This is a genomic window from Virgibacillus sp. LDC1 (assembly GCF_025792345.1).
GTDB classification, from domain to species: domain Bacteria; phylum Bacillota; class Bacilli; order Paenibacillales; family Paenibacillaceae; genus Paenibacillus_AQ; species Paenibacillus_AQ lautus.
The window spans coordinates 528452-546198 of sequence record NZ_JAOXLZ010000001.1 but is presented as its reverse complement, the minus strand read 5'-3'; the positions used below and the strand labels follow the sequence as shown (position 1 = coordinate 546198).

Sequence of the window (17747 nt, the reverse complement as noted above, 5' to 3'; positions counted from 1 at the left end):
CAGGATATCTCTAAGCAGTGTAATCTCCTCCTACTCCTGCAACCGTGCCGATCCGTTTGTTCGTTTGAACGCCGAAATAACGATCGTACACCAGTTTTCTTTTGTTAAAAGCCACCATTTGCTCAACTTGCTCATATTCGCCTTCGTTGGACATGATCCGCTCAATCCGGTACAAGGCCGTTTCCCTGGCTGGACCTTCTCCTGTCAACGCGGCTTGGCACAATGTCTCGAAGCCTTGTTCTCCCAACATGGCAAGACTCTCCGCGCTGTTGTTGCGCACATGCCAATTCTCGTCCTTCAAGGCGGAAGCCAGAATTGGAATGCTGCCTGCGGCATGAAGCCGTCCCAGCGCTTTTGCCGCTGCCGCGCGCACTTCCCACTCATGATCATTCATAAGCTCCGCAATGGTATCATCCTTCAGGGCCGGATAGGAGCCAAGATACAGCTTGACCGCCTCCGCACGGACGTCCTTCTCTTCGGACCCGACCAGTCGATCGAGTGCCGGTACGACAGCCGGAATGGCCTGCCCCCACATGGCTACAAGCGAGACCTTGACCAGTCCAGGATCGGGATCATCCAAGAGCTTGCGCATGAGGCTGGCTGAATCCAGCCGGGTTTCCAGCAAAATATCGGCAGCCATATGATGAATGGCTTTATCGTAGGCCAGCAGCTTGGACAACATTTCTCGAATCTGCTGTGACTGAACTGCGCTTTTGGCAATCGCCCGCGCAATAATGATGGTCATCGGACCATATTTCGTACGGTTCATCAGATGCTGAAGCTGCGGCACGGCCTCTTCTGCACGCATCCCGCCTAGGCGGTAGACCGCTTCAATACGGCGGTCCTTCCGCAGGCTGGATAATGCCCGAATCTCCTCTTCCACAAATCCGGCATCCCGGCATAAACGCAGGAGCTTCTCTCTGGCGTCCCCTTTGAATTGCTCGATCCACTCCATAAACTTGGCTTGAATGACCCGGCGATCAGCCGATGTCAATTTCCCAGGCGGGAGCTCCAGCTTCGTATCGTCATGCAGATGACTCTGGACATACACAAAATAGTCATGATGTTTTTCTGTTAAGCGTTCCGTTTCTCTTTGTATGGCATTGTGCTTGATCTTCATTTGGAACAACAGGATAATGCCGGCTGCAATAAGGCCGAGACATACATAGACAAAGACGTATGCCATTTCTAAATTTGAAAACATATCCGATGGCTCCTCCTTTTATTTAGCATCTGGTTCCCGCTCTTTTTCGGACAGACGGGTGAATATGTCCTGCATATCATAATAGCTTTGTTTTAATCGTTCACTGTACTTGGTAGCTTCCCATAGCTCCCAAGTATAGGGTTCGATCTCCTCCAGGTTGATGGACGCTGCCGATCCTGACGCTGATTTCCCGTTTTTCTCAGATCGCTGTGCGATCCACGGAGCCAGCCGGATCCCTTCCGCTGTTATCGTGCTGAATGTACGCTTGTCTTGAAGCGGGCTGTAATCCACCACCTGCAGCGAACTCGGATCCCCGAATCCGAGCAGCATCCATGGGATCCTCATCTCAACAAACCTGTCTTGATACTGCCAGGCCGTAAGCGAATTAAAATCCGGAGATTTCGGATCACTGGTCCCCTGCTTCAGCATCCCTACTTTCTCATCCACAAACGGATGGGAGAAGCGGGTATCCGGCGGGTTCATCAGCAGGCTGATGGCCAGCTTCCAGGCATGAAACGAACCTCCAGGCACCACAGGATCATCCTTGGCTCCCTTGGCTTCCTCTTCCGGCAGCATCCAATATCCCTCTTTACCGTACAAACGGCTGTGGAAATCGTATGATGGCGCTATGGTGACCTGGGATTCATCCTCTTGACCTAACTGAATCAAAGTTTCCAAAGCTCCACCTTGGAGCGTTCGTCCCGCCAGTTCTTTCTTCGGGATGTCGCCGCCAGGGATCGTATCTGCTCCAATGAAAAGCTTGGAACGTTCGGGATCAAATGCTTCTTCCAGTTCCATGCCGATATACAGGTAGGCTTCATCATGAGTCAGCCTCATGTTCTTGACGCCCGGAGCCGTTCCGGACCAGGTCTTGACTTCCCCTTCGGGAACTTTATCCCAATCGCTGAGATCCCCGTCGATCGTGATCTGCTCTACCTTGCCCGGCTGCATGGCGAGAACGCCGAACATTTTCTCATTCGTCAGCACATTCAACCAGAATGCCCGGCGGTCTGCCGGTATTTCAAAAGGCATCGTATTCCATGTTTTCTTAAACCATTCGTCCTGCCACATGAACAAAATCGCCCCGGAATAGCCTTCGTCGTAAATATCCTGGGTCAGCGAAACATTAACTTCGCCTTGCTCCGCTTCATCATGCCCCCCTTGATCCTTCCCTCCAGGACCGTGGTGTGAAATACCGATGGACGAAGGTACGCCGTATTCGGTGACCATAATCGGCATATCCTCGAATTCTGCCTTCAATTTTCGCAAGTAGGCTTTGTACGTGTTATAACCCCCATTCCCGTCAGGAAGGGTCTGTAGCGTTTTGTCCGTCCGGAAAAAATCCGGGTAGTACGGATACACATGGTATGCGGCAAAATATCCTGCATTCCAGTTCACCGGTTCTACATGCCTCGCATCAACAGACACCAGGTCTTCTTCAAACAGCGGTTCCCCCGGATGCTCAAGCACATCCGTTGTGACCCAATTGGTAAATGTCATCGGATGCTGCCATCCGTACTTCTGCTCCTCGGCAGCCGTATAGTCCAATAAAGATGCCAGCCAATTCTCAAAGGGACTTGCGTCCTTCGTCCCCGAGAAATAGGACCCCTCATACTGAGGAACATCCTTATGTACCGTGTTGGTGTTATCGACCATGGTTGGGTCCCACTCGGTTCCCACATGCCAGGCCATAAGGTACTTGCCTGCATTGACCTTATACTTGCCACTCGACTGTCCATGCTTGGGCTCAACGTTGATATCGCCGTAGACTGCAGCAACAGCCTTCGATATCTCCGCTTTGAACGTTTGGATGATTTCTTCGTCATACGCATCCTTACGCTCGATTAGCTGCTCCTCCGGTGACCAAATGCCCTGCATGAAGTACAAGGGGTCATCGCCTTTATCCCGGTTATATTTCACAAGCGCAGAATAAAAGACCGGATTATGCACGGTGTAGACCCTGATTACGTTCGCTCCCATGTCATCAATCTGTTTAAACCAGCGAAGGTAATCTTCCTCCGTTGCCGGAAGCTCACCGGGATAATGTCCAGGTACGGTTGCCCCAAGATTCACGCCTTTGGCAAAAACCTCTTTCCAAACTTCGTCATCCTCATATACCAGAAAGGAGGTTCCCTCTGTTTTGAATTTCATTTTCACGCCGTCCGCATCCGCATACGTTTTTAATGACGGTCGTAGATATCCTAGAATTACAGCGGCACCGCAGAGAAGCACTATAGTGAAAAGTGCTGCGATCACCCACCATTTTCGTCTGCTCATCGTCTTCGTTGCTCACCTGCCCTTTCTTTGACATGCTTGTTGCTGCACCGACATATGACGACTGAGCCATACTCGTCATTCTATAGCCGATGCGTTCCCGATACCATATTCCTTCTTTACCAACTTTTCCGATATCGATAGTAGTCAAAAAGAAGTAAAACAAACCTCTTCCACATTTTTCCCCCGATAACACTCGCCGCTGCCTCCTCGTCCCTGTCATTTGACAACTTCACAGCCTGATGTTAGTTGTGTGCAGTGAAAAGCATTGCTGCCCGAATAAGGCTGGAACCGCATGACTTCATTCCATCCGAGGAATGCAGCGAGACGACGAAGATTTTCAGAAAATTTTCGTGAATCATAAGATTAAACGCATAAAAATTGCTAAAGTTCCGGTCATTTTTACATCATTATCCATAGTTATTACAAATTTGATACCAAAGTCGTATAAAAAAACGGCTGAGAACCGCATCCTGTAAAGGTTTGGCAATATTAACCTTTTATACAAAATAAGAATAGAGTCCTGTACCGGGATTGTGTAATATTCTATAGATTTGACACCCGGGATCAAGTGGTAAGTATCGCCTATTTTTTCTGATTTCGGTTTGGATTTTCCCGGATGGTGGTATATAAATTAGTTTGGGAATTTTCAAATCTGCGTCATAACAACACAAATCAAACCCGGTCCATTGTAGATCCGAGTCTGTTGTTGACGATATTTGATTGAAGAAGTTACCATGATTACCGTATATTCATCAAAGAAAAAACTGCCTTCACCACCAAAAAGTCGGATATCTTCGCTCCTTTACCGCATTATTGACGAGCAGAGCCACAACCACGATCATGACCGACCCGGCAAGCACCGGCGTAAACAAGAATGACCAGCCGCTGCCAGCCATAATGACAACCAAGGGATCAGCTCCAGCCGGAGGATGGGTCGTTTTGGTTATACCCATCAAGCTGATCGCCGCTCCCACACCGATGGCCATGGCCCAGATTCCGTCCCCCAGAACCTCAAGCGTCACAAGTCCCGTGAATGTTGAAATGAGATGTCCTCCAATGAGGTTCCTTGGCTGTGACAGCGGCGCGTCCCAGACCGCAAACGCAAGCACGCAGCTCGCACCAAAGGGTGCCATGATCCAAACACTCCCTGCAAGTGTTGTCAGAAGAGCCAACAATCCGATGGAAACAGCCCCGCCGATAAAGCCAATGGCGATATTCATGGGACGAACGGTCAACGGACTTCTAGCCCCCCCTTTCATTTTTTGTAAATACACAGCTGCCAGATCCTTCATGATAAGCCTCCATTATTCATATTTAACTAGTTATTTAGTTATATATAAGATAATGACTTATATCCATACATGTCAATACTTTTCTTGATAATTAACGAATGATTGTGTAAAGTTAAATTACTAGTTGACTAGGAAAGAGGGTTTTGTTATGCCGCATAAACTGATGCTTCGAGTCGACCCGCACGCCACCCTTAATGTCAGCACACAGGTTAAAGAGCAATTAAAGTGGTTGATTGGGATTGGACAGATCGAACCATTCGATATGCTGCCTCCGGCCGGTGCGCTGGCGGATCTGCTGGGACTGAACCGGAACACCGTGAATCTGGTCTACAACCAGTTGAAGGAAGAGGGGATCGTCTCGATGCATAAAGGCAAAGGAACGCAGGTATTGAACAACGCGCAGGTAGAGGAGCTTAGAACTCGCAGAAAGTTAATGCACAAGCTGGTCGAGCGAACGACGGAGGAGTTAAGCTCCGTTAACATCCCGGCGAGCGAATTCTTTGCCGCATCCCTCGCCTATACGCTGCTGCAGGAGCCTGTCCAGAACACGAAGCAGCGTATTCTGTTCATCGAATGTAAGGGACATGACTATCCCTTTTATCAGACAGCGATTGAGCAAATGACGGGTGCCGAAGTGAAAACGGTATTTCTGGAGGATCTGTTGACGGGGAAGCAGGCCCTATTCGAGGCGCTGGAGTACTCAAACCACATGGTTACAACATTGAATCACGATGCCGAAGTAAAGGCTCTGTGCAGCAAATATGACAAAAAAGTAACGGTCATTGGCGCCAGCGTGGAAACATCGGTCCTGCTTGAGATTGCCCGGCTTACACCGGGAAGCGATATCAGCTTTGTCTGCTTGGGTAAGGCAGGTGCACAGTGGATGGCCAGCCGCATTCAAGAAGCCGGTATTGAGGGGCCCCACGGCCACTTGGCTGGGCTGGATAATCGGGAGGACCTACTGCAGCGGATCGAGGAATCCGATTGGGTCTATGCATCTGCTGCCGCATATGAAGAGGTTCGAGCCTTATCCCCCGAGAAGGTGAAACTGTTTCCCATGAAGCTGGAGAAGAGCAGTGAGAACATTCTAAGAGAGATGGTCTGATTCCAATAGGAAAAAACGCCCACTGTTATAAACAGGGGCGTTTTGGAGGCTGGATGTTTCTATCTGTGCCGAATGTTTAACATCTGGATACCGGTATCACTAAAACCGAAGACCCAATGTAGTTCCACCGGCCTCGCATCGATGGCCCATCTTCAGGCAAGGTTGCCTGTAATCCGCTTATAGGTCGCCTCGTCCGAGACCACATACAACCTGGCATCCCGTGGAATCGGGACATCAAGCTTGCGGTTAATGCTTAGATCGCTGCGATCGGAGATGAGCGTTGCTCCTTGCCGCAGCAGATCCTGAAATGCATCGCCGTAGGTCTTCCATGCAGGGTTCAATGCCACTTCGTAGATATCGTCGCCGTGCTGGCGGCTGAGCAGCTGCATCAGCACATCCGAGTTTCCTTCCTGGAGCGCCGCGCGTACGGCCAATCGGGACACGGCATCATGCGAAAGCACAAACTCGTTCACATGATTGTAGCGGAAATTCTGAACATGCTTCTCCTGCACGATCTCCACCGTGGTATGTACGTTCGGCGCAATCCGTTCAATGCTGGAAACAATCAGGAGCGACTTGCCGTCCACGAGAGCCGATTCATCAATCCGGGCATCCGCAAAAACAATGGCCGATTTGGCCTCCAGAATGTTGGCTCTCATCAGCACGTCATCCGCTGCTGGATCGCCGCTTACAAAATGCACCTGTTCGAGATGCTCGACAGGATGCTGACTCGAATCATCAATGACCACGATCTGGGACTTCGGCGAAAACAAAAGTATCTCATCGATCGCGGACTTTGCTTTTTTGCTCCAATTGATAATAACGACATGATCACTGCCCCGAAAATTCAACCTGCCCGCCCCTCTCTGCCGCTGTATGCTTCCAAACGATTCAATGACCCGGCCAATCACTAAACTTAGCAGCCCAATACCAAAGATATAGATAAATATCGTTAATATCTTTCCCGGCACGGTAACTGCATAATAATCGCCATAACCTACGGTTGCCATGGTGGTAAACACCCAATAAAGGGCGTTAAACCAATGGTGAAACGTTTCCGGCTCCAGCAGAAATGCCAGGGTCGAGCACAGCACCACAAACAGTACCACAATCACGCTAATCGTTGTTTTACGCAGACGCATCATTTTCAAAGATAATCTTAGAAAAAAGTGCACGTTCCTGCTCCTCTCCCGAAAATGGTGCTATTTGACCTAAATAATCAGGCTGCTGATCGCAAAGGCCGTGCCGATAAACACCATCGCAAGCAGAATGCCGATCGCGACGTTCCCCTTTTGCAGGTGCTCGGATATTCGAATACCCGGCGTAGCCAGCTCGAATACCCAATAGGCCACAATCAAACATACATATCCGACGGCAAACCACAGCATCATGTGCCAGATCGATGAGTTCGTATATGCGGATATGCCCAGAATGATGGCCGTTGCCATAAACTTGCCTCCAAATGCAAGACCCACCGCGACATTTCCCTTCTTCAGCTCTTCCATGTCGTTAAACCGGGTCATCCAGCTGAAAATCAGCATACCCAGCAATTGAAGCACGATAATGCAGATTACACTTACAACAATATTAATGACGACCGTCAATCCGCCCACCCCCGAAATTTTGCATAGGCCAAGTCGTAATCGGCGAAATCATGCACTTCCTCCAATACAACATCAACCGTGTCCTTCTTTTCCATTGCGGCATAACGCTTCTCATCAATCGGCTGCTTGATCCGGTTGCCCGTCGGCAGCTCGATGACAGCAAAATGCCTGGTGTCCTTTTTATACGTTGTTTTATAAACCCCAACCAGCTTCACGTCAGTTTTGACCGTGACTTTGAGGTTGGCTAAATCCGATTCCGCCGTCTTTTTGTCCTTGAACGACTTAATGGTCTGCCAAGACGATAAACGGATATCATTGCGCTGATTCGCATCCGTGGTTAGCTCCGCATCCATGAATTGAAGCGTCCAAATGTTGTCCCCGGTAGCATAGTTGTTATCGTTAGGCAGAAGTTCGTTGTCCGGCAAGACGGTCATATCGCCGCCTATCAAATCGCCAACGGTCCCTTCAACGATCCGGTAGTCCCAAGGCACGCGAGCAGAGGTTGAAGATACTTCCTCCGATCCGGTGTGGAACACCGTCGACCCATTGCCGGAGCAGGCACTCAGCGCCAAAACCATGAGGGATAATAGAAGTACCGCCAGAACGACCGGAGGTTTCCTCTTTCCCTTAGGAGCACCGCTATGCTGCCTTCTATCTTGTTTCAACTGCATTTATTTCACTCCCATTGCGATAAAATGGCTGGAATTCCCCGTAATCAAACCGCCCGCCCGTCCCAGCAAACCACAAGGGCTGCCATTCAGGACGAACAATCCTGTCAGTAAATGAAAATGGCCTTCCGCCGTCTCGACGCGGGCCAGGTCTGCCCTCCGCTGATAGACCGTCGGAAACATGACGCTTGTATCATACCCGTCCTGATCCTCTACCTCGAGTTGTCCGGCCTGGTCGTACAGCTTGACAGAACCACCCTCGCGGCCGAACATCGACTTCGATACAAAATTACCGGAGAATACCGGTTTGTTGTAAGTCGGCAGCATATAATTGACGATGGCTGCACGTTCCTTCTCATCGAACAAAAGACCCAGCTCATACATCCCCCACATGGCGGCAAGCAGTCCTTTGGATTGCAGTAAAATGCTGTGCGGCGAGTTGAACAGCTGCAGCCGCCCCGTCTCGATGGCATAGGCAAGCGCATCTCCGCCATCATCGACGGACATCCACTCCTTCGGATATAGGGCAAACATCCGGTGAATCTCCCGGCCATCGCCGTCCTTCAGCATGCCTTCGTCCACCCACAGATCAAGACAATCCACCAGCCGGACGTCCAGCCCGCTGTGCCGAACCAATGCTTCGATCGTACCGGAGTCCTCTTTATGCTCGCCATAAGCAATGCAGGCGGCCGTATCCGGACGCTCTACCCCCCAAGCTTGCGCGATCAGCTCTTGCATCCGTTCGTTGGGAGAGAAGATGCCAGCCTGACGGCACATCCACGGCGTTGCAATGGAAGCCTCAACATAACCTGTAGGCGTGTCCGCATTCAGCTCCAGCAGCTTGATGCTGCCGTCATGGGCAATAGCAAAATCAAACCTGGCATATCGGCTGATCAATCCCTCTTCCGGCAGCGGACATTCGTCCAGCATCTGCCACAGGACGGGCGGAATGCCAATTAAGGTGTAGATATGATGATTGCGATGAATATAACGAACGGTTTTGTCCAGCATGGCCCATAATACCGCAGCCGCTTCTTCCAGCTCACGATAGGTCTCTTGGCGTATGGTGACGATCTGGTCTATCCAGTAGGCTTCGCCTTCCAAATCCGCCCAGGTAAAGCCGAGCTCCGCGAGCTCCGATACGCGACCATCCCGATTGGGGTCAGGCTGTCCCGATACGGTGAATACGCTGTCGTGACTCATCCTCCAAAACCGCCGGATCTGGAGCTTGATTTCGAACCCGATGAACTGAACCCGCTGGAATTGCCGCCAATGCCGCCGGACTTCGACGACGTGGAGCGGCGCGTAATCGTACCCGAAGATGAAGTGGAGGTTTTCGGACGAACATTGGAGTTCACCACCGGTTTATTCTGGAACGTACCACTCGAATACGTGCGGGGTTTGTAAGGCTTGCCGTTATTCGCATAATAACCGCGATGATTGTTGTACCATCCGCTGGATGAATAATAAGAACCATTGTTAAAGAGCATGTGATAGAGCAGCAGATCATCCCAGCCGAAGCCGGAATTGTACCCGCCATAGTTGTTGACAATCGTGGTTCCGCCGCCCGAACCCGATCCTGCAGCGGCTCCCTCTACCGGCTCTTCCTGGAATTCTTCCTCACTAGGAAACGGAATGTTCCAATCCACATTCTTGTCAAAATACTTCTTCACTTCTTCTGTTGACCAGGATACCAGCTGCGGCTCTTCGGATGAGGTAACCGCTTCCGAAGCGAGGTCTTTCGCTGCAGCGCCCGATACCAGAAATGCGTTCGCCAACAAGGCGATGCCCAGCGAGCTCGACAAGACCCGAATCGGTTTGCCTTCCGGCGTCAGCCATTTGGATGTTGGCTGATCTTTTTTGTCTTTTTCATTACTCAAGATGGTTTCTCCTTTCGGACAGAATTAATCGTTCCGCATCGGAACGAGCAGCAGCTCCAGTTTGCCCGTGTCTACATTTAATCTGCCTTCAATCGTTTCGTATTCCCGGCCGCCAACAACGATATAATTCACATGCTCCAGTGCAGCGACCATGTTCATCGTCCATGACCGTTCTTCAATCTGTACCAGCTCACCGTCCGGCCTCTTTTCAAACAAAATGACGTTCATCCCATTATCCACTGTGTGTCTACCCCTTCCATCTAAGCAGTGAGTATTGATACGTGGTAAATTCCGAATCGTTTCAAAAAATCTACGATGGGCTATCAACGCTTACCGCAGCGTTCTTTTCCAAAAGACGCAACCCATATAATAACACCGCTACTGATTATTTACACCTGCGAATTGCCATTAAAAAATTGATGAAAACGAACATTCTGGCCATACAGTACCTGATTATTTACGTTTTATAAGGTGTAGCATCAAATTTCATGATGATCGTCTGTCTTGACATTGTCACTAGTGTCATACTTTAGAATCGGTATCATTCCAGTCCAGAAAGGGGTTTTACCGATGAATCCAAATCTTGATAGATCATCTCTCGTTAACCATCAGCACAATGCGAAGGCGAACAGCTCTACCCTTACTTCCGTAACCGTGATCGGATTAGGCGCCATGGGCTCCAAGCTGGCCCGAACCTTCGTGAACAGCGGATATGACACCACCGTCTGGAACCGCACACCTGAAAAAGCCGCCGAACTTGTAGGCTTGGGTGCCTCCGGCGCTACGGAGATCGCAGATGCCATCGCCGCCAGCCCCCTCGTGATCGTCTGCGTACTAGATTACGATGTCGCTCGCCATATTCTGGAACCCATAGGCGATAAGCTTTCCGGTAAAGTTGTCGTAAATCTGACAAACGGCACTCCCGAGCAAGCCCGCAACATGGAGACGTGGATGAGTAGCCTGGGCGCCGATTATCTGGATGGCGGCATCATGGCCGTCCCTTCCCTGATCGCCACACCACATGCCGTCATACTCTACAGCGGTTCAGAGACTGCGTACGGAACGTATGAACAGGTCTTGGACAGTTTAGGTACAAGTCACTATTTGGGACCTGATCCCGCCCTCGCCCCACTGAACGACCTGGCACTGCTTAGCGGAATGTATGGGATGTTCGGCGGTTTTATCCATGCCGTGGCGCTTGCAGGCACCGAGGGAGCGAAGGCTTCAGACTTCACAACCTCGCTGCTGATGCCTTTTCTGCAGGCCATGATGTCCACTCTGCCGGAGATGGCGAAGCAGATCGACACCGGCGATTATACCGCCAAGGATGCGAGCCTGGCGATGCAAGCAGCTCACGACACCATCGGGGAGGTCAGCAGGGCACAGGGCGTCAGCCCCGAGCTGTTCACGCCGATTTATGAGCTGATGAAACGCCGGGTGGAAGGCGGTTTTGGCGGGGACGACTTCGCCAGCGTAATTGAACTGATCCGCAAGCGTCCATCGTCTTGATCGGCATAAGAGAGAGATAAGCCGCATGAGGCTAATGGCACATGCAAGACACATCGCGCTTTGGTGACCATGCGATGCGCTCTGGATCCTCAACACAGAAGAAGCCTGGATCATCCCGTTGGGAACGATCCAGGCTTCTTTTTCATTTCCATGAACCTTTATTTATTCTATCAATTCCCTGATTTCCTGAAAGTTATCGGCAAATCCGATAAATACGTTGTCACCCATAACGATCGTAGGCACAATCTGTTTTCCCGTCAGACGTTTCACTTCTTCCGGATATTCCGGGTTCGTTGTACAATCATACTCCGTATACGGAACCTCCTGCTCCTTGAAGTAGCGCTTGGCATGATGGCAATCGCTGCATGTGGGTATAGTGTAGATTTTCAATGGTTCTGTCATATCGATCACTCCTTAAGCGAAATTTATTTTATCTCAACAACAAAAGGCACGGTCATCACTTCACCTTGATGCTGAAATTGTCCCCAGATTTTGTAGATGCCGCTGTGTGGAAAGGTAGTGGCAAATTCCGCTTTGGGTCCTGTGCTCTGCTCGTCCAGAGGATGCACATGGATGTACTGCTCCGCGTCTTCGGACAGAATGACAACGTGCCCGACTGCGCCCAGATAAGGCTCCAGATTGTTGATTCCTTGCTTTGTCTTTGCATCCTGAATATGATAGGCGAGCACGACCTCTTCATTCGATAAGGTATTGCTTAGGTTCAGTTCAATATCCTTGCCGTTTACTTGTTTGATGAGGCTGGCATCCGTTTGAATCGCCGACGGTTCCCCTTCTTCTCCCTCAATCTGAACCCATTCGCTAAGCGTGGCCCCTCCAGCACCTTTAGGGACAAAATCTGCGAACAATTTATATTCGCCGCCAGCCGGGAATGTCGTGTTCACGGTAAATACGCCATTCTCCTTGTAATCCGGATGAATATGGTTGAAGAAAGACAAATCGCGATTCACGATGATCAGATGCAGGAGCTTCTCATGATTGACATCAAAATCCTGGACAGGTTCACCGTCTTTATCCGTAATTTGAATCGTCAGCTCCGATTCGGCGCCTGCCCTTGCCGGTTCATTCCATGTAAACGCTGCGTTGTAATGATCTGAGGCAGTTTCATGCCCGCCAGCATGTTCACCATGCCCGTTTGTTTCCTCGCTTTCGCTTTCCTGTTCATGGTTCCCGCCATGGCCGCCCGTATCAGGGACCTGCTTCGCGTTATCGCATGCTGTCAACAATCCAAAAGCAAGTATGCCCGTTAAGGTTAGTATGGTGCCCTTCCTAATCAACATGGGCTATCACTCCAATCATTGGATATACTGCAAGATGAATTTTCATTTTCATCCGCCTCTATAATTTTAGTATACCCCCCTATCCTATTATTAATCAACTTTTTTTTCTGTTCGCTCCACGCAAATAACACCATGCAACCTGCATGGTGTTATCTTTCTATTCATCATTATTACCCGAATGATTGGATGCATTCCTTACTGTACAGCTAGATACAGTGCTCGGCGAAGTCTTTTGGATCCTCGTTTCGTGATCCGGTTGCTTGTGGCCGTAAATTTCCCTGAGCTATAAATCCCCGGATCTAGGCCTGCATAGGCAACAATCTGTTTTGCATCCTTGAATTGACTCTCATCACCAAGCTCTGCTACGATCGCAGCCGCCAACTTGTCCCCAATGCCTGGGATGCTTTTGACCAAGCTTATGTCCTGCTGGTTCAGTAAAAGCCGGTCCAATACGTCCTTCTGATCTCCACGTTCAGATATAGCGCTAACGATATAGCTTCTTGTCCAAATTGTATGATCAATCCAAACCTTCTGCATATCGACTTTCAGTTGCACCATTTTTGAACTAAGGCAAATCGATTCCTTTTTTTCGCCTACCTTCGCTTGCACAGTTCCTACTGGCGGTATGATTTTGGTCAGAATGAACACCGGTTTTGTGCTATTATTTCCTTATAATGGGTAACACAGGGGGTCATTATTATAGAAACATTGAAGTCCATCTATCAGCGATATTTCGATGAAACGTTATTTGGCCAAAAGAATGGAATATCTTATAGCCTACAATCAGAAATCGGTGCCGGGAACGCTTACAAGCTCACTACTTACAGCGGGATCCAAATCGTGTACCACGATATTCGTTATCATGAACCGTATCCTTTTTGTTTTGCTTCAAGAGGACGAATGGTTGAACTTCAGTTTACTCTTTCCGGTCAACGACAGATAATTGTATCCGGTCGAGAACATCAAACTCCGGTTGGGCGGGGTGCGCTTTCTTTAATTGAGGACTTTCAAGCTCATTTTTTTCCCTCTGCACAAGAGCAATATGTTTCACTTTCGCTGGCCATTCCGGTTTCTCTATTCGATTATGCGGCTATGCATTTGGCGACTTCACCAAATATGAATTTCGGGTTTGACCGACTAAAAGAGCAGTCATTCCGCTCCTATGATTTTGAATACGATACCAGAAGCATGGCTTTGGTAAAGCAATTAATCACTGATTTTAAAAATGACAATAGATCCCCGTTAATGATGGAAGCATCTGCATTGGAGCTTTTAAACATGCATATGAATCAATTGTTTTTTCTGACACCTAGACCAAACGGCTTTTCTAAAGGGGATATCCAAAAATTGAATAAAGCTAAGCAAGTACTTGAATCTTGTATGACAGAACCTCCGTCGCTGCTGGCATTAGCAAAAATGGTAGGATTAAATGACTATAAATTGAAGGCGGGATTCAAAGCTTGTTTTGGCATGACGGTTTTCGAATATTTAAGACATATCCGCCTTGACCATGCGATGAAGCTTCTGCATGACCAAACCGCAAATGTGACCGAAGCTGCGATGATTGTTGGCTATAGCAATGTTAGCGCGTTTTCCGAGCAGTTTTCTCGGAAATATGGTATGAAGCCGTCCGAGGTGAAAAAACTATTTTAATCCGTTTGACCGTAATTTATTCCCTTTCAAGGGAGCGGTCATGACCTAAATCCTCCTATACTCTTATCATATGAATGAATTCATTATTATTCATTCACATCTTGTTCTAGATGGAGGTATGGAAATCATGAACGGTCGCAAACTTTCAGTCTTTTAGACATAGAGACTCTGCGCAAGCTTTGGATAAATAATTCGTTTACTGAAAATACAATGTTGGGTGGAATGAAAATATGAAAATGAGAGTCATGGCAATAATCTTGTGTGGTCTGTTCATATTCCCCCTATTCATTTCGGCGCGAAGTGATGAAAACAGGCAAGTTGAGCAATCTGGAGCTTCCGTCTTCTCCGAAGTAGATTCGTATATTGCTCGTGAAATGAAACGACAACGTCTTCCGGGACTGGCTCTCGGGATTATACAGGGGGATCGTATTCTTTACCTTAAGGGATATGGCCAAGCCGATTCATCGGGGCGTCCTGTAACACCTGAAACACCTTTTGGATTAGGTTCGATCGGCAAGTCGGTTACGGCTATTGCCGTACTACAGCTTGTCGAAGCAGGGAAAATTGATTTAGATGCACCAATACAACGTTATATCCCCCCCCAATATAAAGGTGCAGAATTCATTACCGTACGTCAGTTACTGAATCAAACAAGCGGTTTCACTCAAATCTCAACTTTTAGCAACACACTCACAAGTATCAACGATCATTATCAAGATGCTATAGAGAGAAACTCCCTGTCTTATGCGAAAAAGTTTTTAAAGGACACCAAGCAAACTGAACATCCTTACAGATATTCGAACGCGAATTATGTACTGCTCGGCTATATTGTGCAACAAGTATCTGGTCAGTCCTATGGCGACTATGTGAAGAAACAAATTTTTGATCCTCTGTCTATGCATGACAGCTACGTTTCGCTCGATGAAGCGGCTGCACACGGACTGGCTACGCCCTACCGCCGGATATTTGGATACAATGTTGCCTACGATGGCCCATTTGTCTATATTGCAGGGGATTCGCCGGCGGGCTACATGTATACCAGTGCGAAGGACATGAGTCATTACTTGATTGCCCAAATGAACGGAGGGCGATTTGAAAAGGATTCCGTGCTCACTTCTGAAAGCATACGACTCATGCAGACCGAACCTGTTCCCGGTACATATGCCATGGGATGGTCATCAGGTTACATTAACGACTTGCAGGTTATCGGTTCGCCGGGTGGCTTATTAGGCTTCCAAGCCCAAGCTTTTATGGTCCCGGAACAACAACTGGGAGTTATCGTGTTCGCTAACGTACTTGACGCGATCGATGCCGCTTGGCCCAAAACGCACGTCATCACGACTACCCACATCGCCACTGGGGTCATAAACATACTGAATGAACAACCAATTGGAGGATCTGGTTTAAGCATTTCGCAGAAATACTTGCTTGTAAATGGATTAATCATCATACTCAGCATATGGTTATTATATTCGACCGCTAGAACTGCGAAGCGCTGTTTTGAGCGGAGGAGAGATGACCATTCTGTCCATACTAAAATATCTTTCGGAGTGATATCAAGAATTGTTCTGCATTTTGCACCTCTGTTTATTATCCTGTTGTTGAGTTTGACTCAAATGGTACCGCTATGGCATATTGCAACCATCTTTCAGCCGGACGTAGTCCCTTGGCTGAAGATAATGACTGTACTTATGGCGCTAAAGGGAAGTATGGAAATCATACGGTTAAAGCTGTTGAAGATTTCGATGTGGCGGAGATAACCGTCCAGGTAAAACTATTTTAATCCATTTGACCGCATTTCCATCCGTATGGAGGGAGAAGCACTGACCCAAATCGCTTATACTCCAAATCAAATGATCAATTTGAAACAAGGAGTGAAGCACATGAATAAAATTAAGGGAAGCGTCTTTTTCAGTGTTTTTGTAGCGATGCTGGGACTTATGCTCCTTGCACCGATCACACCCTCGCTTATACGGGAATTAGGACTTAAGGAAATCCACTCCGGAATCCTGATTTCAACCGGATCAATTATGATGGCTGTTATGGCTCCGATATGGGGGAATATCAGTGATGCGAAGGGGCGGAAACCGGTTATACTGATTGGGTTTATCGGCATGTCCATCAGTACTTTATTATTAACGATCACCTTTTATTGCGGTCTTAACCACTGGATTAACGGCGGACTGTTGCTGGGCCTGATGATTGCGGCGAGAAGCTTGGTCGGCATATTCATCCCGGCCATCCTGTCCTCATCACAGGCTTATATGGGCGATGTGACAGAGGGAAAGGAAAGAGGAATCGGCATGGCAATCATTAGTGCCGCAAATGGGCTTGGAATTGTTATTGGGCCAGCCATTGCCGGTATTTTCACATTAATTGGTTTGCTATGGCCTTTATATTTTGGCATTGTGATAGCCGTAGTTGCATTGGCAGTCACCCTGCTGCTGATGCCTGCAACGAAGCCGGCGATACAGAAAGGGGCTGTCAAAGTCAGTCCATTTCAATCCGGTTTGAGGCTTTATCTACTCGCAGCGTTAGTGACGATGATCGGGATCGTAACGATTCAGGTCGTCGGCGGGTTTTATTTACAGGATCAGCTCCATCTCCCCTCTGATCAGTTGGCGAGAATCGTTTCCTTCGGATTAATGCTTACGGGCATGGCAATGCTCATTTCACAAATTGTTCAGTCCAAATGGCTGAAATGGGAGCCGCGGGTGATGATCCTGCTCGGTTCCTTGATTCTCGTCGCAAGTATGCTCATATTCCTTCTTACAACTCATCTTCCATTCTACAATTTAGCATTTTTTGTTTTTGGACTCGGGTCGGGATTTATGATGACTGGATTTATGGCAGGCGCGTCACTTTCTGTAAGTAATGAACAGCAAGGTGGTGTAGCTGGTCTAGTTGCGGCCATGCAGGGAATTTCCGCCATCATTGCACCTATTCTGAGTACCACTTTATATCAGGCAAATCGATATAGCCCTATGGTCATGATAGTCATTCTGACTGTCCTCTTGGGTGCAATGATGCTGGTCCGCCCCCGAGGCCACAGGACTATTGACCAAATGAATGGCAAGGAAACTCACGCTGGCACAAAATAATCCCGACACAAACGTTCAATAGTTAAAAAATCCATTCTTTGAACAAGCTGCAAAACGTCGATTTCGACAAATTTGAAATGGCGGAGTCATCGTATCGCGATACTTCTCCGACTTCTCAAAACCGGCTTTGACAAGCTCCCCGTTCACCTGTCGAAC

The 17747-nt window shown here is 48.5% G+C and carries 17 protein-coding genes; 5 read left to right on the top strand and 12 right to left on the bottom strand.

All coding sequences use genetic code 11. The features are described 5' to 3' along the window. Positions 1-10: 10 nt before the first annotated feature. The 3 genes from OHJ21_RS02505 to OHJ21_RS02495 all read right to left on the bottom strand — a co-directional run bounded on the left by OHJ21_RS02505 (position 11) and on the right by OHJ21_RS02495 (position 4773). Positions 11-1204, bottom strand: a complete 1194-nt coding sequence (locus tag OHJ21_RS02505; protein ID WP_100536179.1) for a HEAT repeat domain-containing protein — start codon at positions 1202-1204, stop codon at positions 11-13. Between the two features lie 18 nt (positions 1205-1222). Continuing rightward, positions 1223-3481, bottom strand: a complete 2259-nt coding sequence (locus OHJ21_RS02500) for a hypothetical protein (protein WP_486019272.1) — start codon at positions 3479-3481, stop codon at positions 1223-1225. A 770-nt stretch (positions 3482-4251) separates the two neighbouring features. Next, a complete protein-coding gene (locus tag OHJ21_RS02495) occupies positions 4252-4773 on the bottom strand; it encodes an HPP family protein (RefSeq protein WP_100536177.1) in 522 nt (173 codons plus the stop codon). Between the two features lie 148 nt (positions 4774-4921). On the opposite strand from OHJ21_RS02495, the gene OHJ21_RS02490 reads away from it, so the two are divergent. Beyond that, the gene (locus OHJ21_RS02490) at positions 4922-5878 is read left to right on the top strand and encodes a GntR family transcriptional regulator (protein ID WP_100536176.1); all 957 of its coding nucleotides are present in this window, start codon (positions 4922-4924) and stop codon (positions 5876-5878) included. A 152-nt stretch (positions 5879-6030) separates the two neighbouring features. On the opposite strand, the gene OHJ21_RS02485 is transcribed toward OHJ21_RS02490, so the two are convergent. The 6 genes from OHJ21_RS02485 to OHJ21_RS02460 are packed head-to-tail and all read right to left on the bottom strand — an operon-like array spanning position 6031 to position 10270. Then, positions 6031-7053 carry a potassium channel family protein gene (locus OHJ21_RS02485; RefSeq protein WP_100536175.1) on the bottom strand — a complete coding sequence of 341 codons (1023 nt, stop codon included), beginning with the start codon at positions 7051-7053 and terminating at the stop codon, positions 6031-6033. A gap of 36 nt (positions 7054-7089) precedes the next feature. After that, positions 7090-7482 carry a DUF350 domain-containing protein gene (locus OHJ21_RS02480; RefSeq protein ID WP_100536174.1) on the bottom strand — a complete coding sequence of 131 codons (393 nt, stop codon included), beginning with the start codon at positions 7480-7482 and terminating at the stop codon, positions 7090-7092. Further along, positions 7479-8153 carry a hypothetical protein gene (locus tag OHJ21_RS02475; RefSeq protein WP_100536173.1) on the bottom strand — a complete coding sequence of 225 codons (675 nt, stop codon included), beginning with the start codon at positions 8151-8153 and terminating at the stop codon, positions 7479-7481. Before OHJ21_RS02475 ends, OHJ21_RS02480 begins: the two co-directional genes overlap by 4 nt. Then, the gene (locus OHJ21_RS02470; protein ID WP_100536172.1) at positions 8154-9353 is read right to left on the bottom strand and encodes a glutathionylspermidine synthase family protein; all 1200 of its coding nucleotides are present in this window, start codon (positions 9351-9353) and stop codon (positions 8154-8156) included. After that, on the bottom strand, positions 9350-10030 hold the full coding sequence (locus OHJ21_RS02465) for a hypothetical protein (protein ID WP_100536171.1): 681 nt from the start codon (positions 10028-10030) through the stop codon (positions 9350-9352). Before OHJ21_RS02465 ends, OHJ21_RS02470 begins: the two co-directional genes overlap by 4 nt. A 24-nt stretch (positions 10031-10054) precedes the next feature. Further along, positions 10055-10270, bottom strand: coding sequence for a hypothetical protein (locus tag OHJ21_RS02460; RefSeq protein WP_100536170.1), 216 nt, complete (start codon positions 10268-10270; stop codon positions 10055-10057). Positions 10271-10600: 330 nt separating this feature from the next. On the opposite strand from OHJ21_RS02460, the gene OHJ21_RS02455 reads away from it, so the two are divergent. Next, positions 10601-11539: an NAD(P)-dependent oxidoreductase gene (locus OHJ21_RS02455; protein WP_100536169.1), complete on the top strand. Its 939-nt coding sequence runs from the start codon at positions 10601-10603 to the stop codon at positions 11537-11539. 162 nt (positions 11540-11701) lie between these two features. Here the strand turns inward: OHJ21_RS02455 and OHJ21_RS02450 are convergent, their stop codons facing one another. The 3 genes from OHJ21_RS02450 to OHJ21_RS02440 form a co-directional block, all read right to left on the bottom strand. Further along, positions 11702-11941, bottom strand: a complete 240-nt coding sequence (locus tag OHJ21_RS02450; RefSeq protein WP_486019271.1) for a glutaredoxin family protein — start codon at positions 11939-11941, stop codon at positions 11702-11704. 23 nt (positions 11942-11964) lie between these two features. After that, a complete protein-coding gene (locus tag OHJ21_RS02445; protein ID WP_486019270.1) occupies positions 11965-12837 on the bottom strand; it encodes a hypothetical protein in 873 nt (290 codons plus the stop codon). 195 nt (positions 12838-13032) lie between these two features. After that, the gene (locus tag OHJ21_RS02440; RefSeq protein ID WP_486019269.1) at positions 13033-13485 is read right to left on the bottom strand and encodes an IS110 family transposase; all 453 of its coding nucleotides are present in this window, start codon (positions 13483-13485) and stop codon (positions 13033-13035) included. A 60-nt stretch (positions 13486-13545) separates the two neighbouring features. On the opposite strand from OHJ21_RS02440, the gene OHJ21_RS02435 reads away from it, so the two are divergent. The 3 genes from OHJ21_RS02435 to OHJ21_RS02425 all read left to right on the top strand — a co-directional run bounded on the left by OHJ21_RS02435 (position 13546) and on the right by OHJ21_RS02425 (position 17591). After that, complete coding sequence (locus OHJ21_RS02435; RefSeq protein WP_394056973.1) at positions 13546-14490, top strand: helix-turn-helix domain-containing protein; 945 nt, start codon at positions 13546-13548, stop codon at positions 14488-14490. Between the two features lie 230 nt (positions 14491-14720). Then, positions 14721-16250: a serine hydrolase domain-containing protein gene (locus tag OHJ21_RS02430; RefSeq protein WP_486019268.1), complete on the top strand. Its 1530-nt coding sequence runs from the start codon at positions 14721-14723 to the stop codon at positions 16248-16250. A 123-nt stretch (positions 16251-16373) separates the two neighbouring features. Further along, positions 16374-17591 (top strand): MFS transporter, encoded by a 1218-nt coding sequence (locus tag OHJ21_RS02425; protein ID WP_486019267.1) that lies wholly within the window; start codon positions 16374-16376, stop codon positions 17589-17591. The last annotated feature ends 156 nt before the right edge of the window (positions 17592-17747 follow it).